Raw genomic sequence first — 8885 nt, 5'->3', positions numbered from 1 at the left:
AGCACCCAAAGAGATTTGGGCCTCCGGCGGGGATATTTACCAGAGCGTTGAGAGGATGGGCGACGCGAGGGCGGTTTAATCGCGCTTGCTGAACAGCACCTTCTGGGCGTCTCTGTCGGTTTGCAGGTTGCTGCGTTGATCTTCTGCCAGCGCACGGCCCCGTTGCACCGCCTCGCGCCCTCCGACCAGCCCGAGCCAGCGGGCGAGATTGGGTTTGTCATCGAGGGTTTGTTGCTGGCCTTCCCAGAGCGAGGCCCAGCCCCAGATTGCCATATCGGCGATGGTGTAGCTGCCCCCGGCCACATATTCGTTTTGCGCCAGACGCCGATCAAGCACGCCTAATAGCCGGGCGACCTCGTTGCGGTAGCGCTCCTTGGCGTAGGGCAGGTCATGGGGCGGGTCCATCGAGGGGGCGTATTTGAGGAAGTGGTGCGCCTGTCCGGCCATTGGCCCAAGGCCGCCCATCTGCCACATCAGCCACTCTTCGGCGGCGATGCGCTCGCGCTCGTTGGTGCCATAAAAGCGGCCACTCTTGCGGGCCAGATAGAGCAGGATCGCGCCGCTTTCGAACACCGATACAGGGTCACCGCCGGGGCCTTCGCGGTCAACAATCGCGGGCATCCGGTTGTTGGGTGAAATGGCGAGGAAATCGGGGGAAAACTGCTCGCCCGCGCCGATATTTACCAGGTGGGTTTCGTAGGGCAGGCCCATCTCTTCGAGCGCGATGGACACTTTCCAGCCGTTCGGGGTGGGCCAGTAGTATAGGTCGATGGTCATATGCGCTCTCCTTTGGGCTCTTTGCAAGATGACGCAGCGCGCGGGCAGGGCAAGGGCATAAGTGCAGACTTTGCCAAGTTTTTTTGCGCTCGCACCTCTTCACGGGGGCTGGGCGGGGCAAGAATCATTTGACCAGCACGCCCTCGCCGCATTAGGAACGCAGCACACAGTGGCGATTTGTTCACCGGATTGCGGGCCACTCAAAACACTTCCGCTAAAGAGGTCAGGCAGAGGAAGCCCCTCGTCGCTTGACAGCGGTGAGGGCTTTTTTAATTTGGCGCAGGAGGCCAATCATGTCTGACCAAAAACCCCGGACGAAACTGGTGCACGCAGGCACCCGACGCTCACAATATGGCGAAGTCAGCGAGGCGATATTCCTCACGCAGGGCTTTGTTTACGAGAATGCCGAGCAGGCAGAAGCACGGTTCATAGAGGCGGGGGATGATGAGTTTGTCTATGCCCGCTACGGCAACCCGACGGTGCGGATGTTCGAAGACCGGATCGCGCAGCTCGAAGGGGTCGAAGATGCCTTTGCTACCGCCTCGGGCATGGCGGCTGTCAACGCGGCGCTATGTGCGCCGCTCAAGGCCGGGGACCACGTGGTTGCTGCGCGTGCGCTGTTTGGCTCTTGCGAATACGTTCTGTCAGAAGTGCTGACCCGCTTTGGGGTTGAGGTGGATTTTGTCGATGGCACCGATCTGGCGGCCTGGAAGGCGGCGATCCGGCCTGACACCAAGCTGGTATTCTTTGAAGCCCTCTCCAACCCGACGTTGGAGGTGATTGATATCAAAGGGGTTTCCGAGTTGGCCCATGCGGTTGGCGCTTTGGTGGTGGTGGATAACGTTTTTGCCACCCCGGTCTTTCAACGCAGCCTTGATCTGGGCGCGGACGTGATCGTGTATTCTGCCACCAAGCACATCGACGGGCAGGGCCGCGTGCTGGGCGGGGTGGTGCTGGGCACGAAGGACTTCATCCGCAAAGTGCTGGAGCCTTACATCAAGCACACCGGCGGCGCGATGAGCCCGTTCACCGCCTGGGTCTTGCTCAAGGGGTTGGAAACGCTCGATCTTCGCTGCCGCGCACAGGCGCAAAACGCCATCGCTTTGGCGCAGGCCTTGGAAGGCCACGAAAAGCTTGCATCGGTCATCTTCCCCGGTCTGCCGAGCCATCCGCAGCACACCCTTGCGCAGGCGCAAATGGAACAGCCGGGCACGGTGGTGAGCTTTGAACTGAAGGGCGGGCGACCTGCGGCTTTTGCCTTCCTCAATGCGCTGGAGATCGCGCTGATTTCCAACAATCTGGGCGATGCGAAAACCATTGCCACGCACCCGGCCACGACAACCCACCAGCGGCTTTCGGATGAGAAGAAGGCGATGCTGGGGATCGCGCCGGGGCTGATCCGGTTTTCGCTGGGGATCGAGGATGCCGGCGATCTGGTGGCCGATGTGATGCAGGCGTTGGACCGCGCCTGAGCGCCCCCAACCCCTTGTAACCCATCGCGAAAAGGAGCCACCCCATGCGCTCTGCCACACCCGATTTCCGCCACCTCACCCTTTGGCCCGCCAGCGGCGCCCGCTATGGAGACGGCTCGCTCGCGCCGCCAGCGCCGCGCCGCGCCAGCCCCGAAGACCTGCCGCCAAGCCGAAGTGATCCGGCCAGCGGCACACCGCGTAGTGATAACGAAAGGCTTGCATGACGCTGCCCCGGCCCCGTATCAGGGCATTGGCCCGCACCCGATGAAAGGGGGAAATTGCCATGACGATCTATCCCGCCCAAATTGGCGAGACGCCCGACCGCGACGAGGCCCAGGCCGCGCTTGAAACGCTGCGCCGCTGGGCCACCACGCGCACGCCCGAAGAGGTGGCCGCGCTGGACCCAAGCATCGCGCGGCTGTTGCCGGATGCGCCCTTGCCAAATTACCCCGCACTCGCAAGGGCTTACCCCGAGGAGTTTGAGGCCGACGAAGCCTATCGCGCGACCATGCCCGATTTGCAGAACGGCCCTTCGAGCCTGATCCGTGGTTCAAAGGCGCATATCGAGCATGTGGGCATTTCCAATTTCCGCCTGCCGATCCGCTTTCATACCCGCGACAACGGTGATTTGGCGCTGGAAACCTCGGTGACGGGGACGGTTTCGCTGGAGGCCGAGAAAAAGGGCATCAACATGAGCCGCATCATGCGGACGTTTTATGCCCAGGCCGAGCGGACGTTTTCGCTGGATGTGATTCAGGAAACGCTGGAGGCCTACAAGAGCGATCTTGAGAGCTTTGATGCGCGTATTCAGATGCGGTTTTCCTTCCCGATGAAGGTGGGGTCGCTGCGCTCCGGGCTGGAGGGCTACCAGTATTACGACATCGCGCTGGAGGTGGTTGATCAAGGGGGCGTGCGCAAGCGCTTGATGCACCTGGATTTTGTTTATTCCTCAACCTGCCCCTGTTCGCTGGAGCTTTCGGAGCACGCCCGCCGGGAGCGGGGCCAACTGGCCACGCCGCATTCGCAGCGCTCGGTGGCGCGGATTTCGGTCGAGGTGAAGCCCGGCCCACGGCTGTGGTTTGAAGATCTGGTTGAGCTTTGCCGCACAGCGGTGCCTTCGGAAACGCAGGTGATGGTCAAGCGCGAGGATGAGCAGGCCTTTGCCGAGTTGAACGCCGCCAACCCGATCTTTGTGGAAGACGCCGCACGCAGCTTTTGCGAGGCACTTCGGGCGGAGCCGAGGATTGGTGATTTTCGCGTGGTGGCGAGCCATCAGGAGAGCCTGCACTCGCATGATGCGGTGGCGGTGCTGACCGAGGGCGAGACCTTTGCCGCGCAAAGCCTTGACCCCAAACTGTTCACCACGCTGGTGCATGGCGGCTGAGGTTTAGGGCTTCTTGCCGTCCCAGATCACCGTTGCCGCGCCCGCCTGCATGGGCGCGGTGGCGCGAGCAAAACGCAGGTAGGCCAAGGCTTTACCGCCCGATTGGGTGTAAAGCGTGCCAGCGGCGCGGCCCTTGATGGTGATCTCGGTGCCAATGGGCGCGGTCCCCTCAACCTGCACCTGAACCAAGCCCTTTTTCAGCTCGGACTTGTGCTTCATCCGCGCGGTAACTTCCTGGCCCACGTAGCAGCCCTTGCGAAAATCGACGCCGTGCAGCCGCTCAAAACCCACTTCCAGCGGGTAACTTTCGTTCGGGATCAGCTCAACCCCGGTTTCGGGGATCACATGCGCCACCCGCAGCGCATCCCAATCGGTGCCATCCTTGCCCGACGCGCCATAGAGCCGCCAGCCAAGGGCGGGGTGGCGCGGATCGGCCAGGGCTCCATCGGGGGCGGCATCGGTGCCGCGCGCCACCGAAAGGCCGGTTTCCTCCAGGCCAACTTTGGCGCGCAGTTTGTACATGGTGAGCCGCTTCATCAGATCGCCGGCAAGCGGGGCGGCGACATCAAGCAGCGTTTCCTCGCCCCGGTCCAGCAGGAAGAAATCGGCCAGGTATTTGCCCTGCGGCGTGAGCAGCGCGGCCCATGTAAGGCCATGGCCCGGTGACACATCGTTGGTCACAAGGTTTTGCAGGAAATGGTGACGGTCATCGCCGGTCAGGCGGAGGAGGGTGCGTTGGGTCATGGGGCAGAGATAGGGGCGTTTTCGCCCTCGGCGAATTGAAGGCGGTAAAGTTCGGCGTAGATGCCGCCCTCGGCAAGGAGGGTTTCGTGGGTGCCTTGCTCCACCACGCGGCCTGCGGTCATCACCAAAATCCGGTCTGCCTTTCGCACGGTCGAGAGGCGATGGGCGATCACCAGCGTGGTGCGCCCCTGGCTTAGCTGATCAAGTGCGGCCTGCACGACCGCCTCGCTCTTGGTGTCGAGCGCCGAGGTTGCCTCATCAAGCAGCAGCACGGGGGAATCGCGCAGCAGGGCACGGGCGATGGCAATGCGCTGGCGCTGCCCGCCCGAAAGGTTAGAGCCGCGCGGGCCTGCGGGGGTTTCAAGCCCTTCGGGGAAATCCTTCACGAAATCAGCGACATGCGCGGCTTTCAACGCCGCTTGCAGCCGCGCGTCCGAAACATCCTGGCCGAGCAGAATGTTCTCGCGCAGGCTGTCATCAAACAGCAGCGCCTCCTGGCTCACCATCGAAAACTGGTTGCGCAGCGCGGCAAGGTCCATCTCGGCGACCGGCACATCGCCAATGGAAATGCGGCCCGAGTTTGGATCAACCAACCGGGTGAGCAGGTTGAAAACGGTGGATTTTCCGGCGCCGGACGGGCCAACCAGCGCGGTGGTTTCGCCCGCCCTTGCGGTGAGAGTGAGGCCGTTCAGCACCGGCGCATCGCCGTAGCTGAGGCGCACATCCTCGAAGGTAATATCGCCCGTGCCCGGCGCACGCGGGCTGGCGGGGGAGGTGAGGCTGGGCGTGGTGTCAAAAAACTCGCGCACCCGCCCGATCGAAATTTTGGCCGCCTGCCACGCGCCGCTGATCTGGCCAAGCCTGCGCAGCGGCTCAAAGGCCAGCGCCATGGCGGTGAAAAAGCTCATGAATTCGCCAACGGTCTTTTCGCCGCCGATGATCTCACGCCCGCCGTAAACCAGCACCGCAAAAAAGCCGATCCCGGTCATCACATCAATCAGCGCGGGCACCGTGGCGCGGCCCACCTGGGCGCGCACTTCGGCCTTTACGCGCTGGTGGGCGAGGCTGTCAAAGCGGTGGGATTGGTACTCTTCCAGCCGGTTCAGCTTGATCGGGTTGATGCCGTGAAACACCTCATCAAGCCGGGTTGTCATGGATTGGGCAAGCTGGCGGTCCTGCGTTGTAGCGCGGCGGATGAAGCGCTGGGCGAGCAGGGTGGGGGCCACCAGAAGCGGGGTGCCGATCAGGGCCACCAGGGTCCACTGCCAATCAATCCAAAGCACCACCGCAAGCAGCGAAATCAGCGCCACAACATCGCGGCCCAACCCGGTGATGACAACATTACCAACGTTGCGCACGGCGGTGGTATCATTGGAAACCCGCTCGATCAGCGCGCCGGGCGGATTGCGGCCATGCCAACTGGTATCCAGCCGCATGAGGTGCGCGGTGAGCCGGGTTTTCATGCGGTAGATCGCCGCGCTTGTCACCCGCGCGAGGATCAGCTTCTGGCCGACCGAGGTTAAGGCGCGGATCAGGAAAATCGCAAGGATGCCGCTACCCACCAGCCAAAGTGCCGAGCCATCGCCCTCGATGAAAACCGTGTCGAACATCGGCTTCATCATGTAGCTGAGAAAGCCGAGCATCGAGCCTTCGAGCGCCATGAATATCCCCGCCAGCACCAACGCGGGCCAATGGGGGCGCAGGTAGCCGCGCCAGAGCCAGCCGAAGCTGCCCTTATGTGCGTTGTCGCTCACGCGGCTTTGCCCTTTCGCGCGTCATAGCTGCGCTGCATCGCGTCCTTGTCGTAGACATTGGCAAACCAGTCTTCCATGTCGATGCCGGTTTCGGCCTGTGCCTTGGCGTATTCATCAATGATGTGATCGCAGATGCCGGTCTTGCTGCTCTTGATGTGCAGATAGCGGAAACTCAGGTGTTTGCGCGCTTCTTCGACTGGCAGTTTTTCAACAACGATCAAATAAATCACCGAGGCCAGCCCGGCCCGGTCTGCGCCTGATTTACAGTGGATCACAAAGGGTTTTGGCGTAGTCTTGAGCGCCTGGATCAGGTTTAACATCTCCTCGCGAGTGGCTGGGCGCCTTGCATAAATCTTGGCGACACGCAGCTCGATCCCAAGCTCGCGGCAGGCCTCTTCCTCAAACAGCCAGGGGGAGTATCCGCCGTCACGGCCACGCAGGTTGAGGATCGCCTTGATCCCCATGTCCTTGTACTTTTGCAACCTTGCGGGGCCGGGGTGGTTTGAGCGGTAGACCCCGTCTGCCACCTTGTCAAAATTGGTCCAGAAGGTGCGCAGCCAGGCGTGATCGAACAGGTGAAAATGCCACAACGCTTGGCGCCGCTGTCGGGGCGTCGAGATATCGTCACCGAAAGATGTACGCATCCGGCGTTCGAGCTTCTTCAGCGATGTCTTCAGCCCATCCAGCATGGGGCCCCCTTGGCTTTGTCTGCGGGGCATAGCCGCTCCCCCGGTGTCGCACAAGCACCGCAGGGGATTGACGCCGCCCGCGCCGCGCGTAACGTCAGGCCTCTAGCCCAATTGTGGAGCCAAACCATGCCCCTTGCCAATGGTCGTGAATACCTTGCCATCCCCGGCCCATCTGTGATGCCGGACCGGGTTTTGCAAGCCATGCACCGCGCCGCGCCCAATATCTATGAGGGGGCGCTGCCCGATATGGTCGATGGAATGGCTCCCGATTTGCGCATGGTGGCGGGCACGAAGCACCAGGTGGCGATTTATATTGCCAACGGGCATGGCGGCTGGGAGGCGGCGCTGGCCAATATCGCCAAGCCGGGCGATGAGGTGCTGGCGCTTTGCACCGGGCGGTTTGCCCATGGCTGGGCGGATGCCGCCGAGCAGCTTGGGCTCAAGGCGCATCGGGTGGATTTTGGCCGCCACGGCGCGGTGGATGTTGATGCCTTTGCCGCTGCGCTGGCCGCCGACACCGAGCATAAGGTTCGCGCTGTTCTCGTTTGCCATGTGGATACCGCGTCCAGCGTGTTGAACCAGATCAAACCGCTGCGCGAGGCGCTGGATGCGGCCGGCCACCCGGCGCTTTTGTGCGTGGATTGCATTGCCTCGTTGGCCTGTGACCGGTTCGAGATGGATGCCTGGGGCGTGGACCTCATGCTCACCGCCTCGCAGAAGGGGTTGATGACACCGCCGGGCCTTGCCTTTGTGTTCTTCGGACCCAGGGCAGAAGAGGCCCGCAAGCGCGCAACCCCTTCAAAATACTGGGATTGGACCGAGCGTTCACGGCCAGAGTGGTTTTACCAATACTTCGGCGGCACCGCGCCAACCCACCATCTTTTTGCGCTGCGCGAGGCGCTGAACATGCTGAAAGAAGAGGGGATGGAGGCCGTTTGGGACCGCCATACCCACCTTTCCGCGGCGGTTTGGGCGGCGGTAGAGGCCTGGGGGCAGGGCGGCCCGATCTGCTGTAATATCGAAGATCCAAAGCTGCGCAGCCACGCCGTGACCGCCATCGGGATCGGCAAGGAAAACGGCACCCGCCTGCGGCGCTGGCTGATCGAAAACACCGGCGTGACGCTGGGCATTGGCCTTGGCATGGCGACGGAAGACGACCCAAACAGCGACGGTTTTTTTCGCATCGCGCATATGGGCCACGTCAACGCGCATATGGTGCTGGGGGCGCTGGGCGCGATAGAGACCGCGATGATTGCGCTGGGCATCGACCATGGGCGCGGCGGGGTGGAGGCGGCGGCGCGGGTGATCGCCAGCGCCTGAGCTGCGCGATTCCGGAATTGTGCCCGCAATGGCGCTTCGCCAATGGCGGCGGTGATCAGCCATAGCGCCATAAGCCTCGGCGCCAGCGGCCCCTAGGCCGCGCCGGTTTTTTGCGAACGCGCCGTCAGAGCGCGGCCAATGCCTCGGGCAGAACCCGCTCCAGCACCGCAAGTTCGGCCTCGGGCGCGGCAGAAACGCGGATGCAGCGGTCTTGCGGCGGCGCAAAGGGCATCCGCACGAAAACGCCGCGCTTGGCCAGTTCGGCCAGAAGCGCCTTGGCGCGCGCCGCGCCGCCGTGGCAATCGAGCGCCACAAAATTGGTGGCCGAGGGCAGGGCGGTGAGGCCATTGGCGGTGGCAATCTGCTCGATGCGCAGGCGGGCGGCGGCCACCTCTCCCTGCACACGGGCAAGGTGAGGGGTGTCGGCCAGCGCGGCCAGCGCCCCGGCTTGCGCCACCCGACCAAGGCCAAAATGGTTGCGCACCTTGTTGAAGGCCAACACCAGATCAGGGTGCGCAATCCCATAGCCCACACGCAGGCCGGCCAGCCCGTAAGCCTTTGAAAAGGTGCGAAACCTGATCACCCCTTCATCGCCGGGATCAAGCGGCGGGGCGGTGCCGGCGGGGGCAAATTCAACATAGGCCTCATCCAGCACCAAAAGGCATCCCTCGGGCAGATTGGCGCGCATCTCGGCCAACGTGGCGGCATCATGAGCGCTGCCCATCGGGTTATCGGGATTGGCGAG

The 8885-nt window shown here is 62.9% G+C and carries 9 protein-coding genes and 1 riboswitch; of the genes, 4 read left to right on the top strand and 5 right to left on the bottom strand.

Going from position 1 to position 8885, the window contains the following annotated elements:
* Nucleotides 1-75 precede the first annotated feature (75 nt).
* A complete protein-coding gene (locus P1U55_RS15140) occupies nucleotides 76-777 on the bottom strand; it encodes a glutathione S-transferase N-terminal domain-containing protein (protein ID WP_301048468.1) in 702 nt (233 codons plus the stop codon).
* A 159-nt stretch (nucleotides 778-936) separates the two neighbouring features.
* Nucleotides 937-1016: riboswitch (SAM riboswitch) on the top strand.
* A 54-nt stretch (nucleotides 1017-1070) separates the two neighbouring features.
* Between P1U55_RS15140 and metZ the strand changes: the two genes are divergently transcribed.
* From metZ to folE2, 3 genes are read left to right on the top strand one after another with little or no spacing between them, the layout of a single operon-like run.
* Nucleotides 1071-2249 carry an O-succinylhomoserine sulfhydrylase gene (gene metZ, locus P1U55_RS15135; protein ID WP_301048467.1) on the top strand — a complete coding sequence of 393 codons (1179 nt, stop codon included), beginning with the start codon at nucleotides 1071-1073 and terminating at the stop codon, nucleotides 2247-2249.
* 44 nt (nucleotides 2250-2293) lie between these two features.
* On the top strand, nucleotides 2294-2473 hold the full coding sequence (locus P1U55_RS15130) for a hypothetical protein (protein WP_301048466.1): 180 nt from the start codon (nucleotides 2294-2296) through the stop codon (nucleotides 2471-2473).
* Nucleotides 2474-2532: 59 nt separating this feature from the next.
* Complete coding sequence (folE2, locus tag P1U55_RS15125; protein ID WP_301048465.1) at nucleotides 2533-3633, top strand: GTP cyclohydrolase FolE2; 1101 nt, start codon at nucleotides 2533-2535, stop codon at nucleotides 3631-3633.
* A 3-nt stretch (nucleotides 3634-3636) separates the two neighbouring features.
* On the opposite strand, the gene P1U55_RS15120 is transcribed toward folE2, so the two are convergent.
* The 3 genes from P1U55_RS15120 to P1U55_RS15110 are packed head-to-tail and all read right to left on the bottom strand — an operon-like array spanning nucleotide 3637 to nucleotide 6820.
* Complete coding sequence (locus tag P1U55_RS15120; RefSeq protein WP_301048464.1) at nucleotides 3637-4377, bottom strand: folate-binding protein; 741 nt, start codon at nucleotides 4375-4377, stop codon at nucleotides 3637-3639.
* On the bottom strand, nucleotides 4374-6131 hold the full coding sequence (locus P1U55_RS15115) for an ABC transporter ATP-binding protein (RefSeq protein ID WP_301048463.1): 1758 nt from the start codon (nucleotides 6129-6131) through the stop codon (nucleotides 4374-4376). The genes P1U55_RS15120 and P1U55_RS15115 overlap by 4 nt, the downstream gene beginning before the upstream one ends.
* Nucleotides 6128-6820: a tyrosine-protein phosphatase gene (locus P1U55_RS15110; protein ID WP_301048462.1), complete on the bottom strand. Its 693-nt coding sequence runs from the start codon at nucleotides 6818-6820 to the stop codon at nucleotides 6128-6130. The genes P1U55_RS15115 and P1U55_RS15110 overlap by 4 nt, the downstream gene beginning before the upstream one ends.
* A 126-nt stretch (nucleotides 6821-6946) precedes the next feature.
* On the opposite strand from P1U55_RS15110, the gene P1U55_RS15105 reads away from it, so the two are divergent.
* Nucleotides 6947-8140: an aminotransferase class V-fold PLP-dependent enzyme gene (locus P1U55_RS15105; RefSeq protein ID WP_301048461.1), complete on the top strand. Its 1194-nt coding sequence runs from the start codon at nucleotides 6947-6949 to the stop codon at nucleotides 8138-8140.
* Nucleotides 8141-8264: 124 nt separating this feature from the next.
* Here the strand turns inward: P1U55_RS15105 and P1U55_RS15100 are convergent.
* The coding region (locus P1U55_RS15100) for an aminotransferase class I/II-fold pyridoxal phosphate-dependent enzyme (protein ID WP_301048460.1) at nucleotides 8265-8885 on the bottom strand (621 nt) is incomplete at its 5' end.

It is taken from the genome of Vannielia sp. (assembly GCF_029212645.1).
Taxonomy (GTDB): Bacteria; Pseudomonadota; Alphaproteobacteria; order Rhodobacterales; family Rhodobacteraceae; genus Vannielia.
This window is presented reverse-complemented; position numbering and strand designations above follow the sequence as displayed.